Source organism: Rudanella lutea DSM 19387, from assembly GCF_000383955.1.
Taxonomy (GTDB): domain Bacteria; phylum Bacteroidota; class Bacteroidia; order Cytophagales; family Spirosomataceae; genus Rudanella; species Rudanella lutea.
In genome coordinates this window covers 137,865-159,438 of the sequence record NZ_KB913014.1, presented here as the reverse complement: position 1 = coordinate 159,438, position 21,574 = coordinate 137,865, and the positions used below count along the sequence as shown (strand labels likewise).

Sequence of the window (21,574 nt, the reverse complement as noted above, 5' to 3'; positions counted from 1 at the left end):
CTTTATGTCGATGAGCAGACGCACATCCGTATCTTTAACTCGACTTTATCAAGGATTATCCTCCTCAGAAGGATGCCTACAGATTTTGCTTTTTAAGCTGATCCACGGCAAAATCAGCCGCTCTTGCCGTCAGGGCCATATAAGTAAGCGAAGGATTCACGCAAGAGGCCGATGTCATACAGGAACCATCGGTAACAAATACATTGGGAACGGCATGCATTTGATTATGGGCATTTAAAACCGAGGTTTTGGGATCTCGACCCATACGGGCGGTTCCCATCTCGTGTATCGCCATTCCTGGATACGACACGCCATCGTTGGCTTTTATGTTTTTCATCCCGGCGGCTTCAAGCATTTCCTGCGCATCGTTTAGCATATCGACCCGCATCTTTCGCTCATTTTCCTTAAACTCCGCATCAAACACCTGCAGTGGAAAACCCCACTTGTCTTTTTCGGTTTTGTGCAAATACACCCGATTCTCATAGTAAGGTAAGCACTCCCCAAATCCGTTAAGACTCATGGTCCACTCGCCGGGGCGGGTCAGCTGTTCTTTCATGGCGGCCCCAAACGCCAACTCGCCTGTCGAACGGCTCCACCCTTTACGGCTGCCCCCTCCCTGGTACCCAAAGCCGCGCAGGTAATCGCGTTTATCATTACCTATATTCCGGTAGCGGGGTATGTAGATCCCGTTTGCCCGCCGTCCGTAGTAGTATTTGTCAGCACCACCTTCCCAGGTTCCTGAGGCCCCAATTTTAAAGTGGTGGTCCATCAGATTATGCCCCAATTGCCCAGAGTCGTTGCCAAATCCGTTGGGGAAACGATTGGAAATTGAATTGAGCAGAATGGTTGTAGAGCCGAGGGTGCTTGCGCAAACAAAAACAATCTTAGCGTATATCTCTTTGGTTTCCAGGGTATTTTTATCAATAATCCGCACCCCTGAGGCTCTCTTCTTTTTTTCGTCGTACAGAATTTCCTGAACAAGGGAGTCCGTTTGAAGCGTCAAACGCTTGGTTTTCATGGCAGCGGGTAAGGTGGCCGACTGCGTACTGAAGTAAGCCCCATAGGGACAACCCAACGAACATTTATTCCGATACTGGCAGGCGGACCGCCCCAGACCCAGTTGAGCCTTTTCGGCGGCTGATAGATTAGCGTTTCGGCCGATGGTCATGACCCGCCCCCCAAAGTGTTTGGCAATGCTTTCTTTGACGTGCCGCTCCACACAAAACATTTCCATTGGCGGAAGAAATTCGCTGTCTGGCAGCTGGGGCAGGTTCAACTTTTCGCCTGATATTCCCACAAAACGTTCGACATAGCTGTACCAGGGAGCAATATCTTTATACCGGATTGGCCAGTCAATGGCTATACCTTCTTTGAGGTTGGCCTCAAAATCAAGATCGCTCCAGCGGTACGTTTGCCGCCCCCACATAATCGACTTGCCCCCCAGTATGTCAGGCCGAAACCAGTCGAACCGCTTTTCCTCTTTATAGAGGGCATCCGCATCATTCATCCAATATTTTTCGGTGCCTTCATTGTAGGGATGATCCCGGGAAAGCTTAGGATGGGTGTTTCGCTGCTGGACGGTCAATCGGCCATGGTACTGCATATCCCAGGGGTCTTTCATGGCATTTTCATACCCGGTAATGTGTTCAAGCATCCGCCCCCGCTCAATCATGACCACGCGTAACCCCTTTTCGGTTAGTTCTTTAGCAGCCCACCCGATATTCCAGACCCGACAACTATGGCATCGAAAGTTTGTGACTTAATCGCGTTAATGTTCAGATTCATGTGATTGTCTGTTTAGCAAACTCTTATAATGCCCAGGTTTTCTGATCGTTGGTCAATGGCATACAGCCAATGAGTTTTCCCGGAATGGGCTGATAGGCCAGCGCCTGAGTGGCCCCGATCTTTGAGCTGAAATAGCCGGTGACGGTTAATTCTCTCATGCTTTTGAAAAATGCCGGATTCGCTTTCGTCAACAACTTGACAGCCGAGATCCGGTCTGCCTCGCCCAGGTCGGCGAATGGTTTGCCGAAGGTTTTCTGGCAGAGTTGCCCAAAACCGGTTAATCCATTGTAAAACTTTTCCTGTTCTGGGGTTTCGTAGCAGTCGCGCACGACCCGTACGATAAACTGTTCAACCCTCGCTGCTTTGGCGCCGGGCGTTGCTGTCGTTGGAATAATTACATCGGCCAAATCGGCCAGCAAAGCCTCATGTTCGGCGCTAACTGCCAGCCTATTCGTTGCAGACAGAGCTTGTCCCTGAACAGCCTGTAATATTGGGGCCGCCAGCATCCCACCTACGATCAGGGAGGTTCGTTGAATGGCTTTTCTACGATTCATGGTTCGATCAGATTAATATTTTTTTAGCGTATTCGACACAGCGGGCCACTTCCTTTACCGCATTTGAGCCTTCTGGGATCTCGTATTCGAGTTCAACGGTGACGGGGAAATTGTACTTCCGCTTTTTGATTTGCAGCAGGATTTCCCGAATGGGTGTATCGCCACTCCCCCAAACCAGATTTTTTTGACCATTTGCCGGTGTCGTTCGGTCTTTCAGGTGCATACTGGTTATTCGCTCGTGCTTATCTTCCAGAAAGGACATCAGACTTTCCCTTGTATTGGCCCCACCAGCGGCCAGATAATGACCACAGTCGAAGTTGATTGAGTTATAGGGAGACTGGCTTAATGCATTGTCCCAGAGGGTATCCGTGGCCTGCAGGTGGTTGTGGTAGCCAATATAGACCTTATGTTTTTCGCCCAGTTTGCCTAAACGAAGGCTTTGGGCCGGATCTGTGGGCAGTTCAACCGTTACTGACTTCGCTCCTAATTCTTTGGCCGCACGAATTCCATATTCAACCTCTGCATCACTATTATTTACCCCAAATACAATAGGTTTGAAGGCATAAATAGAAATCCCGGCATCGGCAAACACCCTACGAACCTCCCGAAATTTTGTAACGTCCAATGTCAGGCGCCATTCGGCAACTTGCTTATTATAAGCGCTTAACTGAGTTTTCTGCTCTTCTGTGAGAGGAGGACGCCGACGCCCAGGCCCTAATGGTGTTGTGGGAAATGGGGGTTCGGGTTTGCCCAGAAACTCTTCAGCAGGATCGCCCATTAATTCAATGGCGCTGACGTTGGAATCGACGCAATATTGAATAAGCTGATGCAGATCACCGGGCATAGTCCGGTATGAATACGTGATGACGCCAATCTGCACTCCTCCAAATTTGGAGTTGGGCTTATCCTTGCCCCCGGCCGGAAATCCGTTAGCTACCCAACTTAACCCCAGGGACAAAGGAGCCAAAGCCAGAAACCGTCGTCGCGAAACTAGAGGAATTTGAACTGTCTTTTTCATTGAAAATAGTTGATACGCTGAATGAAACCTCATGGTCCAATGCACAGGCACATACGGGGCTTCTTTGTCCTGAAAAGTCACTTCGGCATGGTCAGGCTTTTGCTATTCCCGTCTCGGTTGAGCAAGTCGTTAGAGACGTTTCAACGTTCGAAAGACGAATAGTCGAAAAAGGGATGTTCGGCAGGGGTAACCGCTGATTTCAAGTCACGTTGAAGCTCTGCCAGTTTGGCCGGGTTCTGCGTAGCCAGATTGTTTTTTTCAGCTTCGTCGGTTTTGAGGTTATAAAGCTCAAGTACCTCTGGTTTTCCAGGAGCCTTCAGCCGAATGAGTTTCCAGTCTTCTTTTAGAATAGCCTGCTTGAAAATTCCTTCACCCAGTTGCCAGTATAGATATGGGTGCTTTGAGGCTGGTTGTTTGCCGAGCAGCAGGGGCAACATTGACAGACCATCTATGCCAGCGGGGCTAGTTACATTTATTAACCTGCAAAAGGTTGGTAACATATCCCAATTGGCCCACACGCTGTTATCTACCCGGTTGGCTGGAATCCTGCCTGGCCAGCGGGCAATCATCGGTACCCGAATCCCTCCTTCGTACAGATCCCGTTTAATGCCCCTCAATGGGCCATTCGAATCAAAAAATTCGGGGTCTGCCCCTGCTTCATTATGCGGACCATTGTCTGAGGTAAAGATTACCAGGGTATTCTGATCCAGGTTAAGTTTTTTCAGAAGAGCCAGTAACCGTCCAACATCGCTATCAAGCCTGTTGAGCATAGCAGCAAATGCCGCATGGGGAAGGGGCTGGCTTTTGTACAAATTGGGAGCTGGCTTTTGGAAATAGGGCGTCTCCGGCGCCAATCTGCTTTTCCCGTCAGCGGTTAAAAAGGGTTTAAGGTCTGAAGGGGGGGCGGTTAGCTCCGCGTGAACCAGCGTTACGGGTAGGTACAGAAAAAATGGACGCTTCTGATTCGCTTCAATGAAAGAAAGGGCGTTGTTTAGGATAACATCATGTGTATAAACCGTTGTATCCAGCGGCAAGCGGCTTAAATTTCCGCGCCGAACCTGCCAGAGGTGGTCGGTGTAATAGTTGTGAGCGTGACGATGGTCCAGGTAGCCCACAAACTCATCCCAGCCTTTTAGCTGGGGCGCTCCCGCTGTATTTTCTTTCCCCAGGCCCCACTTACCAAACATACCCGTTGTGTAGCCTGCTTGTTTCATGTACTGGGCAAGGGTTGAATCTTTCTCTCTGAGGTCAACTTCACCATTTCCGCGTATATAATTATGACCAGTGTGAAGGCCTGTCATCAGTGCGCAACGAGAAGGAGCGCATACGGTGCTACCCGCATAAAATCGGTTGAACCGGGTGCCTTCCTGAGCCATTTTATCCAGATTAGGGGTTGACACCCGACTTGATGGATTATAGCACGTCAAATTTCCGTAGCCAAGATCGTCCGCCAGGATATAGATAATATTGGGACGACTTTCCTTACTGTTCAACGGCTGGGCCTTTGCGTACGGTGCCAAGACCAATAAACCCACAAAAAACAATAATCTCTGCCCCCATTTTACTGGGTTAACCTGGTTTCTATCTGGTGACTTGAACTTCATTTTTCTCACATTTTGTAGGTTGTTATTTGACTGGCCCCGTACCCGATCCGCTGAGCTATCACCTCTACCGTCTGGCCCGGAGAGGTCTCTAACGGTACGGTATATACGTTCCAGTTTTTCCCCTTTCCTAATAGTCGGTAGCCAATAGAAGCGCCCTCTGTTGGGCATTCGATTTTCAGCTTGTTTGCGAGCCGGCTTACCACAGGGTCGGCGGTTACTGGTGGCGTGTTCTGTCCCTTCCACCAGGTTTGGATTAATTCCTTTTCAGGAGTAGCACCTAAATCGGGCACCGTTTTTTGCCATTTTTCAAATGCCTGCTTCAGCCTTTTGAACTGGGCGGAATAGTTGGGATCAGAAGCCAGATTCTTTAACTCAAAGGGGTCGGCTTTAAGATCATAAAATTCCTCCGTGGCTTTAGTCGGTTTGAACCACTGGCTTTGAACTGGGCTTAGTTTACCTTCTCCGTGTAGCCTAAGCATTTCGACCATCATAGGCTGTTGCTTTCGAAACGTAATGTTTTGATAGTGGGGCTTTTCTGGAAAGTAGTTTCGGACGTACTGGTACTGTCCGTCGTGGACGGTCCGAACACGCTCATAGGCTTCGTCCATTCGGTCCCGGGCGGCAAATACGTACCCACGAGGTTTGGAAGCGGTATGCTTACCAAAAAACGGCTGTCCATGCATGTATTCAGGGGGTTTAATCCCTGCCAATGATAGCACGGTTGGAGCAAGGTCAATCATGGACACCAGATCATTACGCGTGGTACCCGCCAAGCGTTTGTCGGGGAACCGAACAATAAGGGGGACATGCAGCCCTCTATGCAGGATTTCCCGTTTTACAAATGGAAGGCCATCACCATGATCCGACCAGAAAAAGATAATTGTTTTCTCCAGCAGCCCCTCCTCTTCCAGTTGAGCGATCATCTTACCCACCCAATCATCCATCTCCCGAATATTGCTGAAAAACCGGGCCATATCGTTTCGTACGGTTTTTGTATCCGGGTAATAAGGAGGCACTTTAATCCTGTCAGGATCAGCTCTCAAGGGCAGGTCTTTTCGTACCCATACCTGCGATTCATGCGTTATGACATTGTTAAAGACAGCAAAAAAAGGCTGGCCGTTGGCCCGTTTCTGGTAGGTGGCTTTGTTGCCCACTTCATCCCATACCGTCGGTGGAGCTTCAAACTGGTAATCCGTTTTTGCATTATTGGTACAATAGTATCCTGTTGCCCGTAAGAATTCCGGAAATGCCTTTACGTAGGAAGGCATAACAACCGAATACTCTTTGGGAAGTCCGGTCTGTTCAGGAAAGGTATTGCCTATTGTTCGCATGTTATGCCCACCTGTCGCCGTTTGATACATCCCTGTAATGATGGCATTACGGCTTGGGGCACATACCCCGGCAGTGGTATAGGCGTTGGTAAAGCGAACCCCCTCCCGGGCCAGTCGATCGATATTGGGCGTTGGTATCGTTGAGTCGCCATAGCAGCCCAAATGAGGAGACATATCCTCGCAGGAAAGCCAGATTATATTGGGTTGATCCGGCCCCAGGTTGCTCGTAATGGCAAAATGGGGTTGTGGTCGGTAGAAAACAGGGATCGATTCATTAGGTAATCCCCTAAAGGCAACCAGCCCCAGCCCCGTAAAGAGTGCCAGCAGAAAGCGGTGAAGCATCATGGTTTATTTGTTAATAGGTTCGGAATATCTTTCACACAACGGAATCCAACATGCATCAGACCTGTTTCGGGTGAGGTGAAGGAGCGGCCTGATACCCTGTAGCCATGACACCACCCCGGTTCACACAGAAAAGAGCCTCCCCGCTGCACCTTTTCAGTTGGGTGATTAGGGGCTTTCCCTACCACCACATCTGCGTAATTTTGTTTCCAGTCTGAGCACCACTGCCAGACATTCCCTGCCATATCCGTCAGGCCCAGCGGAGTTTTGCCGAAGTAGCCTACCGGCGAAGTGTATCGAAAGCCGTCGTCAGCCGAATTTTTATCAGGAAAAGATCCATTCCATGTATTGGCTAAGTACTTTCCTGAACCCGTCTGTAATGCATCTCCGAACGGATAACTGGATTGTGAGTTGGTCGCATTACGAGCGGCATGCTCCCATTCAAACTCGCTGGGCAGGCGTTTACCAGCCCAACGAGCATATGCCTGAGCATCATGCCAGGAAACCTGAGTGACAGGATGATTGTCTTCTGCCGCTGCGTGGTTGCGGCCCTGGGGATATGCCCAGTAAGCTCCCCTGATTAACAGCCAGGCTTTCGATTCTTCATCAAACACGCCCCCATCGCCAAATTTTTCGGCTTGGGTTTTGTAGCCTGTTGCGGTGATAAATTTCCGAAATTCGGCCACAGTTACTGGGTGTTCGTCCATTAAAAAGGGTTTCACCTGCACCCAGAAACGAGGCTTTTCCCACTCCATCCCATCGTCTGCCCCAATGAATGTTACGCCAGCGGGAACATACACCATACCTGATGGTACATGAGTCGGCTTCGGGAATTGGGATGGCTTATCCGGGCGCTCAGCAAAGACCGTCAGGGTTGGGGTGATACTCAGCCCCGAAGGTTCAGGCTTACAACCCATAGTTAGGCTAATAAGACTTAGGCAAAGAAACAGCTCAAAATAGCCTCGGCTCATCATTTTCAGTAACCCGGGTTCTGGGTTAAGCTAGCGTTTGCATCAAGCTCCCTCTGAGGAATTGGCATGACAACATTTCGCTCTGAAGGGTTGGCAGGTGCAGGTACGCCCGAACCCGCTCCTTTGGCTGCTGTCAGCCGAGTGACCAAACGTCCGGTACGTACCAGATCGAACCAGCGGTTAAATTCACCTGCCAGTTCAACCCTTCGTTCCTGATACACGGCTTCCCGAACGGCTGTCTGCGTAGTAGCCCGCGAATCGGGAAGACCTGCCCGGCGACGAACCTGATTCATGGCTGCCAGGGCCCGTGGATCAGCGGGTGAAGTTTCGTTCAGGGCTTCAGCGTACATCAGAAGAACCTCAGCGTAGCGTAGCAGAGGGAAATTGTTGTTGGCGTCATTTGTATAGGCACCCGCAATGGCGGCATCGTCGTTGTACTTACGAAGATGGTCAGGCGAAAAGGTTACGCGTGTTCCGTTGCTCCGAACATAGCTATTGAAGAAAGTGCCTGCCCGGCGTGTATCATTCGGCTCAAAGGCGTTAAGCAGGTCATTGGTCGGAAAAAATAACCCGAAGCCTACCCCCAATGAGCCGTTTCGGGGCAGACAGTAACGCAGCATTATGTTTCCCTGACTTAAGCCAGGACCGGCAAACTGAACTTCAAATAAGGATTCACGCCCATTTTTATTCTGTGGATTGAAGGCATCAGTAAAGTTAGGCCAGAGCGAGAAGGTATTGCTGGCCATAATTTCATTGCATAGCGTGACGGTTTGCGCCCAGTCTTTTTGCTGTAGATACACTTTGGCTAACAGCCCTTTAGCGGCCCAGGTGGTAGGGCGGCCTATATCTGCCCCGGTGTATCGAGCGGGAAGTACCGCTGCCGCTTCCGTCAGATCCTTTATAATCTGAGCATAAACCTGGGCTTGTGGGGTCCTCGCAATGTTTAGTTGTTCGGGTGGAGTGGATGCAGTCAGTGGCATGGGCACATCACCAAACAGCCGGGTAAGATTGAACAAAACAAGGGCACGCAGAAATTTGGCTTCCCCCCCTACTCGGTCGAGCAGTACTTTATTCGTGGAATTATTTCCAGGGTTTATAGCCGGAAGCTTATCCAGCACAATGTTGGCACGTGACAGGGCCAAATATTGGTTTGTCCAGACACCCAATAAGTGGATATTTGCCGAGGTCGCTCTCGATTGCCCCAGTTCGTGGTTGGCAACATTCGTTTCGGCCGGATTTGTGTAAAAATCATCTGAAGACAGATTGTTAACCACCAGAAGTATGGCACCAAAGCCCTGGGTTTGATTCAAAGGGCGGTAGGCCGCATTAATTCCCACAACCGCATCGGCGGGTGTTTTGTAGAAAGAGTCGGCGGTAAGGTTACTTTCTGGGATTTCAGTGAGGGGATCGCAGGCAAGGCAACTCAGGCTAAAGACAAGCGCTCCTATGTATTGCTTGGTTTTCATAGTCAATAGGTTTATAAGCCGATATTGAGACCAACAGTGTAGAGTTTAGCTAAAGGATACCCCCCAAAATCGATTCCGGCACTCGTAGCCGTCTGCCCAAAACGGCTTACTTCTGGATCAAAACCGGAATAGTTCGTGAATGTCAGCAGATTTTGCCCGGAGAGGTACAAGCGTACGTTTCGCAGCTTGATTCGCTGGAGAAAAGCACTGGGTAGATTGTAGGCCAGAGAGATATTGCGGACCCGCACAAAAGAACCGTCTTCAATCTGAAAGGTAGAGAGGATATCACCCGGGTAGATTGTATTCGCCCGACTGATTGTCTGACTCGGATTGGTGGGCGTCCATCTGTTCACTGCGTCAGCAAAATTGTTGGAGGCTCCAGAGAAGGTTGCGCCCCCCGAACCGGCTCCAAGAGCGTACAAGCGGAACCGGTTTACATTGAATATTTCAGTGCCAAAAACGCCGTTAAGGATAACGCTCAGTTCGAGCCCCTTATAGGAAATTGTATTGACTAAACCACCAAAGAGTTTGGGTTGTGCATTTCCAATCAGTGTTCGGTCGTTCGTGTCAATAATACCATCGCCATTGAGATCGCGATAACGCCGGTCGCCGGGGCGGGCTGTTTTTTGGGCCGAAGCGTCAATTTCAGACTGGTTCTGGAAAATACCATCATTGATCAACCCGAAGAACGAGCCAACCGGCTCACCAACCCGCACAATATTGTAATTAGATACATTGACCAGGGCTGTCCCTGTCAGAAACTGATTGATACTTCCCAGACTGACCACTTTGTTTCGGTTAGCCGTCAGGTTGAGTGAAGAGGTCCAGCGTACTTTCTTGTCCAGGTTAATGGTTGAGAGACTAAACTCCCAGCCAGTGTTGTTTACCTGCCCCACGTTCTTAAGCATGGTCTCGAAGCCCGAGGTTACTGGAAGGGTGATGTTGATGAGTAAGTCACGGGTTTGCTTCTGGTAATAATCTAATGTAATTGAAACCCGATTACTCCAGAGTCCAACATCAATACCTGCATCAAACTGTGCGGTTGTTTCCCATTTTAAATTTGGGTTGGAGATATTCGTTGGTGCAATCCCGGCTGCAATGCTTCCATTAAACACCGTTTGAATTCCTCCTAGTAAGGGAAGTGACTGATAGAGAGGAATGGCCTGATTGCCCGTAAAGCCATAGCTTGTGCGTAGCTTTAAATCACTGATAACCCTCGAGAAACGTTCCATGAAAGGCTCTTCAATGGCCCGCCAGGCAAAGGAACCAGAAGGAAACGTGCCATATTTATTTCCTTCTCCAAAGCGTGTTGAGCCATCCACACGCATCGTTCCTGTGAATAAATACCGTTCCTTATAAGCGTAATTCACTCTACCTATATACGACACTAGTTTTGAAGAGGTGATATTAGAGGCCGGTGCTAAAAAGGTACTTCCCAAGCCAATGTTATTAGCGCCGATCTGGTCAAAGGGGTAGTTTTGGCTCGAAGCCCTTACCCGGTCAGATTGGTTCGTCTGGATTGTATAACCAGCCAGCACATTAAAATCGTGCTGATTAAATTTCTTTTTGTAGGTCAAGGTATTCTCCAACAGCCCAGAATTGGCCTGTATTACCCCAATTGTCCCCTGTCCTTTGGTCGGCTGACCTAGAAAAATGTTACTCGGGATGTAGAGGCTCTCCTTATTATTGGAGTAATCCTGGCCCGCATTTATGCGCAACACCAAGCCTTTTGCCAAACTAAGATCGGCAAAAACAGAACCCAGGAAACGTGTTGTACCGCTCTTATTATCCACTAACCGGGCATAGGCTACGGGATTACCAATGGCAGGTTCAGAGTTGCTAAACTGGTAGGTTCCATCCGGGTTAAAAACCGGAGATAGGGGCGAATAACTTTGTGCCGCCCAGATGACACCTGGAGTGCCGGCACCTGCTGCGTCGGTTGGGACAATCTGACTATTGGTCCTGCTGAATAATAGATTGGTGCCAATTTTCAACCAGTCTGTAACCTGCACATCCAGATTAGTACGTACGCTAGCCCGATTAAAGCCAGAATTGATAATGATTCCCTGCTGGTTGAAATAGTTTCCGGCTACAGCATACTGAATCTTTTCGTTTCCTCCAGAAATGGTGAGCTGATGATTTTGAATAGGAGCTCTCCTGAAAATTTGGGCCTGCCAATCTGTTCCAGCAGTATTCAGGCTATCTAAGGCCCGTTGCGAAAACGCCGGAGCTAGAGACGCTTGTTGCCGAGCGTCGTTGACGAGTTCAGCATATTGCCGGGCATTTAGTAAAGGGACTTGTTTTACCAGTTCCTGTGTTCCAATGTACGTTTCATAGTCAATTTTCGAACGGCCGGCCTTACCTCGCTTGGTCGTAATCATCACAACGCCATTAGCACCCCGGGCTCCGTAAATAGCTGTGGCCGAAGCGTCCTTTAAAATTTCAATGCTTGCAATGTCATTTGGGTTAATACTGGCCAAAGGATTAACATCTGCTCCCAATGAAACCCCGGCATTTGGACTGCCTCCTACCGGGAACCCGTCAATCACATACAGTGGCTCATTCGTCCCGGTAATTGAGTTGCCTCCCCGTACCCGGATAGACAAACCACCCCCCGGCTGACCATTCGACTGGGTTACCTGCACACCCGCAGCCCGTCCCTGTAAACTTTGATCTAAGGAAGTATTGAGCGTTTTGTTGAGTTCAGTATTGTTGATGGAAGCCACCGACCCCGTCAGGTCGCTTTTCTTCACTGTACCATAGCCCACGACTACTACTTCGTCGAGAGATTTATTATCAACGATTAAGGATACGTTGATGGTGGTTTTGTCCTGGATCAGCTCTTCGTGCAGCTTATATCCCACAAAACTGAATACCAATATACTCCCTTTCCTTACGTCAGAAATCCTGTAGTTACCATTTGCGTCGGTAGTAGTTCCCTGCGTTGTCCCTTTGATAGAAATACTAACTCCCGGTAACCCATCTCCTTTTTCGTCAGTCACCCGACCTGATATTCCCTCATCAGGAAGGACTCTGCTGGTAACTGAAGTTATTCCAGATACGGGAACCATCACTGAATGTGCCCAGATCGGAGAAGCCATGTCGAACCCTGACTTTGATTCGACTTCACCTACTGTAGTACGATTTCTTGCCCGTCGCACCACATAGGCGTTTTTGCTAATCTGTTTGAAACGGAACCCTTTGGGCGTGAGCAGTACCTGTAGATTTCTTTCCAGTGTTGCCGAACGATCTAATAATTCAGATGACACACTTATTCCGGACATTGCCTCTTCCTCGAACAGGATATCAACTTTATACCAGCTTTGTAATTCGAGTAAGGTTGCTCGAAGCGTTAGAATACGAGGGGTAGCAGCGTTTACCTGTACGTTGACGTGTAAACGCGAGGGGGTTTCGGCATTTACTTTTGCGAACAGGCAGGCCGCTATAACAAAGAAGCAGACTTGTAGAAAAAATCGAGACATAGTGAATAAGGCCAACAGGTTTGAAATGTATTGGATTAGGCAAATGACATTCAATTAGTGTCATTCAGCTGCGTAAATGGCTGGTTTCAAGACTACTGAATTGCCTGATTTTTGGATTTGTACATTGTACAGTTCGCTCAGGGCTTTCAGTAATTCATCACCTGTATTTGCATGGAATTGCCCGGTAATCGTTTTAGTTGTCATCTCCGGCGACAGCTGCACCTTCAGGCCGAAGTTGTCTTCAAGAAGATTTACAACTTCAGGCAAGGGGGTTTTATTAAACTCGTAGAGATGCTCCTTCCAGTTGGTTACTGAGCTTCGATTAACAGCAATACTTCGTTGAGGAGGAGTATTAGCTGAAAGCCGAACTTGTTCCCCAGGGGTCATGGTTATCGATTGCCTGGTTTGTCTGTACGCGTAATTGAGCTGTACTTTTCCGCGGCTAAGGATTACTTGTGTACCCCGAGGGCGAGCGTTAACAACAAACTTTGTTCCTAACACGACAATCCGAACGTCCCTCTCCATATTTACCACAAAGCGAAGTTGATTTTCTGTATGTCTGACATCAAATTCTGCTTCGCCTTTGAGCATAACCTGTCGGTCAGTTTTTCCAAAACCGAAACGTGGATAGGTTAATTGAGTATTCGCGTTTAGGATCACCTGCGACCCATCAGGAAGCTCTAACGACTTTGTTTCCCCGTAGTTTGTCGATTCCGTTTTATAAAAAATCGTCTCTTGCAGGGTCCATAAACCGGTAAGACTTAAAATGACAGCAGTTAAACAAGCGGCTATGAACTTGACCGTGAGAAACCGGTTAGGCTGTTTTTTAGGTAATGACTGACTTACACAGCGATTGATTTGACTCTGAAATCGGGCGTATGCCTGCTCGGGATTGGTAATTAGTTGGGGATGAAGCTGCTCCCATTCTTGTAGGTACTCATAATATATTTCTTGATGACTTGCTTCAAACAGCCATTCCCGAAGAATTTGTCGTTGCATCGGTGTGGTTCGGCCCTCAAAATGGGTGAATAAGAAATCCTTATTTACAGGAGCTTTCATGTGTTCTTCGAGTAAGAATGGTTCAACCGATCGAGGATAGGAAAAAGAGAAGGCTCAACCAGCCTTGTTTAAGTGCTTTTCTAAGAGCTTGGAGAGCCTTAGTTACATGGCTCTCCACCGTTTTGGGCTGAATATTAAGTTCAGTGCAGATTTCTGCATGAGTCCGTCCTTCGAATCGACTAAGAATGAATACTCGTTGGGCTTGTTGCGGTAAATGTTTTACGGTTTCGTTGATTTTGCGGTTTAGTTCATCCATTTGAAGGATATGATCAGGATCTTCTGATTCTGAGTATATATCATTCATAGTCAGGTTGTTAACCTGTTCGAATTGACCTACTTCGTACCGTAAATGATTAAGTGCAAGGTTTCTGACCGCCCGGAATAAATACGCTCGAAAGGACGAAGAGATATTTTTGTAATGCTCCCTTTCGTAAAAGCGAAGAAAGACTTCACCAACGATGTCCTCGGCTATTTGTCGAGAATAAACAAAGCGTGCTGCATGGCTACATAACTCCCTATAATAAGCTCGAAATAAAAGCTCACATCCCCTGCTTGGCTCCTGCGCAAAAGCATTCCGTAGAAAAAGCTCTTTGTCTACCCACTCAGAGAATTCTTCAGTGCGGTTATCCTGGTCCACTTTTAATGAAAGTAGCTCAACTTGATTTAGAAAGGGTTTCATGATCTCAACCGCTTACATTTACGGTTAAGACCAGAAAAGTGCAAATACCCCTGAGTCAAATACTAAATTTTTTTTATCCCTGCAACATTGACTTACATTTTTGCGGATAGAATGGGCTTGTCAAAACATAGTTGTTTTACAGGTTGTGAATTCAGCACTCCGGAATAATAGCCATGAAATGACCCGCGCTTGTAAAACCAAGGCTTCGCTGTTTGCTTCTGTAACTGCTTCAAAGCCATACGTAAAGTTGCCTAACAGTTAACAACATGTTGAGTTTAGGCTACACCGTATACTAAATCCGCTTCGAGGAGAATCTGTTATTGACGAGTTGTACAGACAATCGTAAAGAATGAACTATTAGTAATGTAAATCATCCAAACGTGATTAGGCTGATCAACAGCCAACTCCCTGATGAAGTTAGGATATTTTAGGAAGCGATGAATGGAAAACGTGGTTAGCGCACTGCTCTTTTGGCTTCAGACTTACAGACCATTCTCGTGGACCTTATCATAGCTCATCTGAAGTTGGATAGCCAATTGGAAGGATGGGTGCTTTAGACTTGAGATATCTACAACTTTTAAAACCCACATTCGGTCTTCTCTTTTTTAATAGTATTCGATGAAGGTATTGGCTCTAACGGCAGCTCGTAACTCAGTAAGCATCAGCGTGAACCCATCAACGCTATAGTAATAATCATCTCCCATTCGCTATTCTCGACCGGCACAAGAAGAGTGAGAACTTATGACGTTTGTAAGATTGCGCTGGATATTTATCAGTGCACCGCTATTGATGGTTGTATCGACTGTCGTCGGCCGATACGTCTCAACGTTGTACAGCTACCCACTCAATTGGTTTCCTATCCCATATGTCACTATGCCTTCAACCAACCTCCCCACAGGGAAGAAAGCTCTCCGGGTTGATTAGGCTGGGTACCCTAAATGAATAACCTCAGGCTGTTGGTAGTCTGAGTACCCTCCAGATAAACCATGTATTACAGAAAGCACAGTTCTGGCGTAGTGGACGTATAAACCATCGGGCGACCTTTCGCATTCCAGCGCCCACCCCGCATACGAGCACCAATTCCGTCCAGAATCGTGTCCCGATGCGCATCGGTCTGAATCCGGTAAAGCAGGATTGGATCTTCAGCTGCAGCCATTAGCTAAACACGCCGTATTCAATACGTCCTAACATATCCTCCACCAGTTGGATCCCAGTGGTGCTGTCCAGTAGGTCGAGCGGAGAACGGTCGTCCAGCAGGCGCAGGGGTCGGCGCAACCAGCGGGTAAACTTACCTTGATCCTGAAACACGGTAGCACCGTATAGGGCTAAGCGGGTGAGCAACAGGAGTCGTTCGGAAGTAGCGGGGTCTAATCGCGGGAGTTTGGTTTGCCGGTGAAAGGTGGCCACCGACTGATTCAGCAGGCGGGCCATTTCTTTGTCGGTAACCTGCAGCAACCCGGCCACCCGGCCCGGCTCGGTTCCGACTAGGCCCTGTCGGGCCCGGTCGATCAGCTGAAGCGGACTGAGCTTCACCAGATTTAGGGTAGGTATCGCGGATTGGGTTGCCATAGGGGTAATTAGTGACTAAATCAGTCTCATTTGATGGCAATATAACACGCGTTTGATACATTTGGTGCCCTTGCTACTTAAAGCGATCGTGTGCTTAAGGGACTGCGTTCCAAAAAAAACTGAGATACGTTAAGCGTTAATCTTCGGCGTGGTTGTTTTTTCAAACGCCTGAAGCTGAGCATGTACATCGACCACCCCTGTAATGAGATAATAACTACTTTTCCAAGATGACAAATGGCTGGAACCCGAGAGAAGTAGGTAAAGCCTGATGGTTTCATTTTTAATTTGTAGAATGCAGACCACCATACTGAATTGGCTTATTTGTCACTTTCCATGTAATCTTCAACCGTGTCGATCCATCCAGACGATATTCAGGTTTGGCAGGCTTTCCAGCAGGGAGACGAAGAGGCCTACACAAGTTTGTACCGGACTCATATCAGGCCAATGTACCGCTATGGTATGAGCCTGACGCCCATTTCCGAAGCGTTTGTTCTGGACTGTATTCATGATGTATTTGCTGAAATCTGGATAAAGCGAAACCGCCTTGGGCAACCTGAAAACGTTCGCTTCTATTTACTGAAAGCCCTGAAAACACGCATGATTCACCTGATGCAGCGAAAAGAACGCCCTTATCAGCCGCTGTCTCAGGTAGAATTCGATGAACTCTGGGCGGAACCGTCTTCAGAGGAGCTTCTCTCCGAGCAGCAGGAGACGACAAACCGCCAGGAACTGGTCCAAAAGCTGATTAGCCAGCTACCACCCCGCCAGCAGGAGGCTGTTCGCCTACGGTTTGTCGAAGAAATGGATTACCACGAGATTGCCCAGGTCCTAGATATAAACCGGCAGTCGGCCCAGAATCTGGTCTTCCGGGCCGTCGAAAAGCTCCGAAAATGGCTACTGGCATTTATTTTACTTTTTCTAAATTTATTCGCATTTGTCCGAGTATGAAAACAGTCACTTTGTCATCTACTGACAAAAACAACTGTTTCTGTGCGCTCCACCTACCAACATTATTCTCCCACTGACTTTGTTTGTGATGACGCTTTTCTGAAGCATCAGTTGGAGCCAACTGCACAATCCACGCAAGGCTGGGAGGAATGGTTGCAGGCGCACCCGCACAAGAGAGAAGATTGGCAACAGGCGGTTCAGCTACTGGAAGCGGTGCGCCTGGGATTAACCTCCTATGCTCGTACCTACCTTTCAGAAGAAGCTGAAGCGTACTTACTCGCGCGCATCAGAGCAACAAACAGACAGGCCGGATATGTGGAAGAAGGCGTTACCCAGGTAGTTCCAATTTGGCAAAAGTCCTGGTTCCGAACTGCTGCCGCAGCCAGTGTCGCATTGGCACTCGGGGCAGGCCTCTGGCTAAACCGTTACCCTACAGATACCGGCTATTCGTACCGGGAGCAGGTTGCCCAGTTGCCCCAAGCGAAAACTGAACAGGTGAATCTATCGAATCAGATCAGAGAAATCACCCTGCCAGATGGCTCCCAGGTCTGGCTAAAGCCCCAAAGCCGAATAAGTTATGCACCCAATCTTGGCCAGGATGATCGCTCGATTTATTTGTCAGGCGAAGCCACCTTCGAGGTAACCAGAAATCCTAAAAAGCCCTTCTACGTGTTTGCGGGTAAGATTGTGACGAAGGTGTTGGGTACCCGTTTTGTGGTGAAAGCGTTAGAAAACGCGGATAACCTGGTCGTGCAGGTTCAGCATGGACAGGTTAGTGTTTACCGCCACACAAGCAAGGACGTTAGACTGCCCCGACAAGCTCTGGATGGTGTCTTGCTGCAGCCTAACCAGCAGGTGATTTTCTCTCGACGAAATGAGCAGTTCACCAAATCTATTGTTGAGCAGCCGGCTCTTTTACCGACCACGATCCCGGTCGAGAACAGCTTTGTCTTTGAAGAAACACCTGTAGTAGAGGTTTTGGAACGGCTTAAAGCGGCCTACGGCATCGACATCATCTATAATGCCGAGGTGCTGGAGGACTGCGAATTGACCGCTTCGCTCTCGGATGAAAGTTTATTCCAGAAGCTGGAGATTATTGCCCAATCTATCGGTGCTACGTACGAGATAGTTGAGGGTCAGGTCATTTTTACTGCAAAGGGCTGTAAAAATCTGTAAACCTAACCGTAAACCCAACCGGCCTATGACCAAGGTATAACCCCCTACCCCACTCCCAAAAAAGCCAGTGGTTCTTGCACAACCACTGGCTGACTCCCTGCCCATTGACAATGCATTGCGGCCCAGCCTTCCAGAGGCTGCATGGGGATGTATTGCCCGAACTCAAACAATCGAACAACTACCGTTAAAAGTATGAAAAAAAGTAACCCTTTACTGTTGAGGATTATGAAATTTTCGATGGTTCAACTGCTGGTTTCCTGCCTGTTTGTCGGCTTGTCCTGGGCAACCGACGTCAGTGCACAGGAACTGCTTGACCGTCGGTTGAGTATTGAGGTGTATAATGAGAAAGTTAAAACCGTTCTGACTTCCATAGAACGATCGACCCGTATCAAATTTTCCTACAGCCCTCAAATCATCCAGGCGAATCGCAAAGTCACGTATCAGGCGCAGAACGCAACCTTGGGTTATATCCTGAATAACCTTCTGCCACCGCTCCAGCTTACGTACACCATTATTGGGAACCAAATCATTCTGAAGCAGCTCTCGACGGCCTCTCCAACCAGCAGCGTACAGGTTTTTCCCGCTGAAAAGCTTACCAGCTTACAAACCGCGGACCAGCTGATCAATGGACGGGTAACGAGTGAAACCGGCGAAGGCCTGCCCGGCGTCAACGTCTTACTCAAAGGATCTACCCGAGGGACTTCAACGGATGCTGAGGGTAGATTTCGGCTGAATGTGCCGGAGTCAGGGGAGCGGATTCTGGTTTTTTCGATGGTAGGCTATACCACACAGGAGATAGCCCTTGGTAGCCGGACAACCCTTGAACTTCAGTTGGTCCCCGATGATAAACTCCTTAGTGAGGTAGTCGTAGTTGGTTATGGAGTGCAAAAGCGGGCTAACCTGACGGGGTCCGTTGCAACCATTGACCAGAAGTTTCTGGCTAACCGACCTATCACCAATTCATCCCAGGCATTACAAGGCCTTTCCGGGGTCTACGTCAACATGTCGAGGGGACGGCCGGGTAATGATGGGGCCACCATCAGTATTCGAGGGGTTGGTTCGTTTGGGACTAACACCAATCCACTGGTCCTGGTCGACGGGGTAGAATACAGCTTGCGGGATATTAACCCGGCCGATATTGAAAGTATAACTGTTCTGAAAGATGCTGCCTCCGCGGCTATTTATGGAAACCGGGCTGCCAATGGCGTGGTCCTGGTAAAAACGCGCGGAGGTGAAAAGGGTCGGTTCAAAGTAGATTACAATGGCTATGGAGGCTACCAGGAAGCCACTACATTCCCGGATGTGGTATCCAATGCGGTAGCGTATATGGAAGGTAAGAACCGGGCCCTGGCCAATCAGGGGAGCCCCGCCGAGTATCCGCAGGCCCTTATCGATGAGTATAAGACTGGTACTGACCCGTACATCTACCCAAACTCAAACTGGTTTGACATCATGTTCAGAAAAGCCCCCCAGCAGGAGCATAATCTCCGGTTTTCGGGTGGGAATGAGCGCACTTCGTTCGCCTTGTCCATGGGCTATCTGAATCAGCAGGGTGTGCTGATCGGTTCGGGAGCCAGGCGGTATTCGATCAATACCAACCTGGCGTCTGAGATCAACAAGCGGGTGCGCGTGGGCGGGAACATCATAGCGAACTTCTGGGATTACCGCGAAACGGCCTTTACCTCTGATGAAGGGAACGGTGAAGGTGGGTTGATGGGGCTCATTTACCGGGGTTTACCGATGCAGGTTGCCACGCTGGCCGATGGATCTTATGCAGACCAATGGGTGCGGGTACCGGGTCATAACTTCTACCGGAACCCGTATGCACTGGCGCTGGAAGGCTTCCGGAAAAATGGCAGTTTCAGTGCTCTGTTTAACCTGTTTGCCGAAGTGCAGCTGCCGGCCAATCTGAAATATAAGGTAACGGTTGCCCCCAACATCAGCTTTGCTACGCAAAAATTTAATAACCCATCTATTGATCTGAAGCAGCCCAAAACCGGAGCCATTGCCCCTATGGGAAATATCCCTCCCCGGGGCGTGCGTCAGGAGCTGAACAACGCTCTGAGTCTGACGAATTTTCATACGCTCACCTGGAATAAAGTGATGGGCCGAAGTGCGGTCGATGCTTTGGGCGGGTTTAGCCTGGAAATGTTCAGCAACAGTAATTTCAGCGCGGCCAATCAAGGTTATTTTGCCAATGAGATCTCCGAGCTGAATGCCGGCAGCGCCAATCCGGTGGTGCAGGGGACGTCCTCCCAATCAAGACTGATGTCTTTTTTTGGGCGCGTCAACTACGCCTTTAATGACCGGTACCTGTTTGAAGCCAACTTCCGCTACGATGGCTCTTCTCGTTTTGCCGCCGACAAGCGCTGGGGCTTTTTCCCGTCTATTTCTGCTGGATGGCGTTTATCCGAAGAAGCATTTCTAAAGGGTGTTCAGGCCTTATCAAACCTCAAACTACGGGCTTCGTGGGGCCAGTTGGGGAGCCAACCGCAGCAGCTATACGGCTTTGTCCCCACCGTCACCTCAGGTATCAACTACAACTTCAATAACAACGTTGTTACGGGCGGGGCGATTACGCAAATTGCAGAGCAAAACCTGACCTGGGAAACGACCGCGATGACCGACATCGGTCTGGAATTTGGGTTCTTTAATCAGCGACTGACGGGTGAAGTTGACTGGTTCAACAAAATAACCTCCGGTATTCTCCGGCAGGTGAATATTCCCCAGCAGGTAGGTAACCTGACGGGGCCGGTTCGGAACGTGGGCGAGGTGCAAAACAAAGGGATCGAGGTAGCCCTTACCTGGCGCGATAAAATTGGCAAAGTAGGGTATAATGTGGGAGGAAACCTGACTCAGGTGGCTAACACAGTGCTGAATACCAATGGACAGCAAATTTTCAATGGGAACCGGGTTATTTTCGAAGGGTATCCTATCGATTCATACTTCGGTCTGCGTGCGATGGGATATTTTCAGAATGCGGATGAAATCACCGGCGCTCCCCGGCAAAATACGGTTACTCTGCCCGGCGATATTCGGTACCGCGATCTGAATGGCGATAACAAGATCGATAATCAGGACCGGGAAATCATCGGCAACACCTTTCCAAAATACACGTATAGCTTTACCCTTGGGGCCGATTACAAAGGCCTGGATTTCTCCGCGTTTTTGCAGGGCGTTGAAGGGGTAACTAACTACGTCAATGCCAACCTGGGTTTTCCGTATCGAAACGGGGCTGGTGTTACCCATGACTGGCTGACCGACTCCTGGACGCCTGAAAATCCAAACGCAAAGTACCCCCGTCTGACCACGGCCAACGGGTATCCCCAGAATTTCCAGGTATCGGATTTCTGGTTGCGGGATGCCTCCTACCTGCGGCTTAAGAACATCCAGCTTGGCTATACATTGCCTACTTCACTGACCAAACGGCTGGGCGTAGGCCGGGTACGGGCCTTTGTAAACGGGCAGAATATCCTCACCTTCACTGACTTCTCGTTGGGTGACCCAGAGCGGAATGCGGCTAATGAAACAATCATCGCCTACCCTATTCCCAAAACCATCACCGGCGGCCTGAACCTCACCTTCTAACT

General features: G+C 49.0%; 14 protein-coding genes and 1 pseudogene. 3 read left to right on the top strand and 12 right to left on the bottom strand.

From position 1 onward, the window contains the following. Positions 1-76 precede the first annotated feature (76 nt). The 12 genes and pseudogenes from RUDLU_RS28505 to parS all read right to left on the bottom strand — a co-directional run bounded on the left by RUDLU_RS28505 (position 77) and on the right by parS (position 15,860). Positions 77-1,785: pseudogene (locus tag RUDLU_RS28505) on the bottom strand (GMC oxidoreductase). 23 nt (positions 1,786-1,808) lie between these two features. Next, positions 1,809-2,339 carry a gluconate 2-dehydrogenase subunit 3 family protein gene (locus tag RUDLU_RS0126410; RefSeq protein ID WP_027303401.1) on the bottom strand — a complete coding sequence of 177 codons (531 nt, stop codon included), beginning with the start codon at positions 2,337-2,339 and terminating at the stop codon, positions 1,809-1,811. A gap of 7 nt (positions 2,340-2,346) precedes the next feature. After that, entirely contained in the window at positions 2,347-3,357 is a 1,011-nt protein-coding gene (locus RUDLU_RS0126405) for a sugar phosphate isomerase/epimerase family protein (RefSeq protein WP_027303400.1), read from the bottom strand. Positions 3,358-3,497: 140 nt separating this feature from the next. Then, positions 3,498-4,961: an arylsulfatase gene (locus RUDLU_RS0126400; RefSeq protein WP_019991458.1), complete on the bottom strand. Its 1,464-nt coding sequence runs from the start codon at positions 4,959-4,961 to the stop codon at positions 3,498-3,500. A gap of 5 nt (positions 4,962-4,966) precedes the next feature. Then, complete coding sequence (locus tag RUDLU_RS0126395; RefSeq protein WP_019991457.1) at positions 4,967-6,637, bottom strand: sulfatase family protein; 1,671 nt, start codon at positions 6,635-6,637, stop codon at positions 4,967-4,969. Beyond that, the gene (locus RUDLU_RS0126390) at positions 6,634-7,608 is read right to left on the bottom strand and encodes a formylglycine-generating enzyme family protein (RefSeq protein WP_019991456.1); all 975 of its coding nucleotides are present in this window, start codon (positions 7,606-7,608) and stop codon (positions 6,634-6,636) included. The genes RUDLU_RS0126395 and RUDLU_RS0126390 overlap by 4 nt, the downstream gene beginning before the upstream one ends. Positions 7,609-7,610: 2 nt before the next feature. Then, positions 7,611-9,071 carry a RagB/SusD family nutrient uptake outer membrane protein gene (locus RUDLU_RS0126385; RefSeq protein ID WP_019991455.1) on the bottom strand — a complete coding sequence of 487 codons (1,461 nt, stop codon included), beginning with the start codon at positions 9,069-9,071 and terminating at the stop codon, positions 7,611-7,613. A gap of 11 nt (positions 9,072-9,082) precedes the next feature. Further along, positions 9,083-12,553, bottom strand: coding sequence for a SusC/RagA family TonB-linked outer membrane protein (locus tag RUDLU_RS0126380; protein ID WP_157580842.1), 3,471 nt, complete (start codon positions 12,551-12,553; stop codon positions 9,083-9,085). A 60-nt stretch (positions 12,554-12,613) separates the two neighbouring features. Then, positions 12,614-13,612: a FecR family protein gene (locus RUDLU_RS0126375; protein WP_019991453.1), complete on the bottom strand. Its 999-nt coding sequence runs from the start codon at positions 13,610-13,612 to the stop codon at positions 12,614-12,616. Positions 13,613-13,634: 22 nt separating this feature from the next. After that, the gene (locus tag RUDLU_RS0126370; RefSeq protein ID WP_019991452.1) at positions 13,635-14,291 is read right to left on the bottom strand and encodes an RNA polymerase sigma-70 factor; all 657 of its coding nucleotides are present in this window, start codon (positions 14,289-14,291) and stop codon (positions 13,635-13,637) included. A gap of 991 nt (positions 14,292-15,282) precedes the next feature. Then, a complete protein-coding gene (locus RUDLU_RS29485) occupies positions 15,283-15,447 on the bottom strand; it encodes an RES family NAD+ phosphorylase (protein ID WP_245581757.1) in 165 nt (54 codons plus the stop codon). Next, positions 15,447-15,860: a type II RES/Xre toxin-antitoxin system antitoxin gene (parS, locus tag RUDLU_RS0126365; RefSeq protein WP_044131337.1), complete on the bottom strand. Its 414-nt coding sequence runs from the start codon at positions 15,858-15,860 to the stop codon at positions 15,447-15,449. Before parS ends, RUDLU_RS29485 begins: the two co-directional genes overlap by 1 nt. A 348-nt stretch (positions 15,861-16,208) precedes the next feature. Here parS and RUDLU_RS0126360 point away from each other — a divergent pair, with 348 nt between their 5' ends. From RUDLU_RS0126360 to RUDLU_RS0126350, 3 genes are all read left to right on the top strand, one after another. Beyond that, positions 16,209-16,808, top strand: coding sequence for an RNA polymerase sigma factor (locus RUDLU_RS0126360; protein ID WP_019991450.1), 600 nt, complete (start codon positions 16,209-16,211; stop codon positions 16,806-16,808). 42 nt (positions 16,809-16,850) lie between these two features. After that, positions 16,851-17,984 (top strand): FecR family protein, encoded by a 1,134-nt coding sequence (locus RUDLU_RS0126355; protein ID WP_019991449.1) that lies wholly within the window; start codon positions 16,851-16,853, stop codon positions 17,982-17,984. 225 nt (positions 17,985-18,209) lie between these two features. Then, positions 18,210-21,572: a SusC/RagA family TonB-linked outer membrane protein gene (locus tag RUDLU_RS0126350; protein ID WP_245581755.1), complete on the top strand. Its 3,363-nt coding sequence runs from the start codon at positions 18,210-18,212 to the stop codon at positions 21,570-21,572. Positions 21,573-21,574 lie beyond the last annotated feature (2 nt).